Here is a 1,307-nt window from a genome sequence, read left to right as displayed (position 1 = left end):
GGTGGTATGCGGAAGCTTCGGTATTGCGTTGTTCACACCTTAACAGGGCGTTAGTATTCTTTTTAAGTTCAGAGGTAAATGTTGGACGAGTATTCTATTCATTTAAAGCGTCAAGGCTTTGAGCTACTAGGTGATATCGGTAGCGGGCTTTCTGGTAAAACTAAGAAAGCCAAGCAAAACTCTTTGGAAAGATTTGTTGCTGTAAAATTCTTCGACAGTATATTCAATCGAAACAACTCTGAGCTAAAGAAAAAGTTCAAACGAGAAGCTTTTATTCTCGCTGAGGCACAACACCCTGCAATACCATATGTTATTACGCATGGTGAAGTGGAATGCGGTCGCGACTTAGTTCCATACATTGTGATGGAGTACATCGATGGCATAAATCTGGAAGAATATGTTCAAAAAAATGGGGTCATTGAACATAGACAAGCCATCAGTATCGCTACCCAAGTGCTTGATGCACTCTCGCTTGTTCACTCGAAAGGTATAATTCACAGGGACATCAAACCATCAAACATAATGTTGTCATCTGCTGGTCATGCTTATCTTATAGATTTCTCTATTGGTTTTGCTCCTTCCGGGAACCCTAATTTTACAAGAGCGACACGAACAGGAGATCGCTTAGGCTCTGCTGAATACATTTCCCCAGAACAAAATGTCGATATGAAAAATGTGGACTGTCGGACTGATATTTACTCTTTGGGGCTCACACTGTGTAAATTGTTGACAGGAGCTCCAAGTTTAAAATCTCTAGACAAGCCCGAGCTATCAATTCCTTATGCGCTGAGAAACTTAATCAACAAAGCTTCAGAGTACGACGCGAATAATCGTTATCAAAACGTAGACGACATTCTTAGAGAACTAAAAAGTATATCGGGTGCTGGACACTTTACTGTCAATACGCCAAGTAAAGCGCTTTGTTCTAACTTAAAATGTCCTGATGCATCATGGTCTCCTAATGGGTACTATAAGGGTGCAAACTTCATCGAAAATAGTATTGATATCCACTGTACTTCATGTGGTGATAAGTTAACTTATCAGTGCCAGTGTGGATACCCAATTGCGGAGACTCGTTTTTGTGGTGGTTGCGGTACTGAATTATTCAAACTGCCAGAGTGTGACAGTTGTGGCTCCCATCTGAAGAAAACAGATATTGGTAAAGATACATCAGCAGGTTGCAGCAAGTGTCTGAGCAAAAACCAATCACAACTTCAACAGCCTATTTGGGGGCAGCCACAACAACCGCCATTAGCTACAGATTTTGATGATGACATTCCTTTCTGAGGATCAGAATACTAACAATC

Annotated in this window: 1 protein-coding gene; it reads left to right on the top strand. The window is 41.0% G+C overall.

Annotated elements, in window-relative coordinates:
• Positions 1-78: 78 nt before the first annotated feature.
• Positions 79-1,287, top strand: coding sequence for a serine/threonine-protein kinase (locus VHA02S_RS24780; RefSeq protein ID WP_038899620.1), 1,209 nt, complete (start codon positions 79-81; stop codon positions 1,285-1,287).
• Positions 1,288-1,307 lie beyond the last annotated feature (20 nt).

This window comes from Vibrio harveyi NBRC 15634 = ATCC 14126 = KCTC 12724, from assembly GCF_001591145.1.
In the GTDB taxonomy this organism is placed as follows: Bacteria; Pseudomonadota; Gammaproteobacteria; order Enterobacterales; family Vibrionaceae; genus Vibrio; species Vibrio harveyi.
Note: the sequence above shows the minus strand (reverse complement) of the source record. Positions and strands in the feature narration are given on the sequence as shown.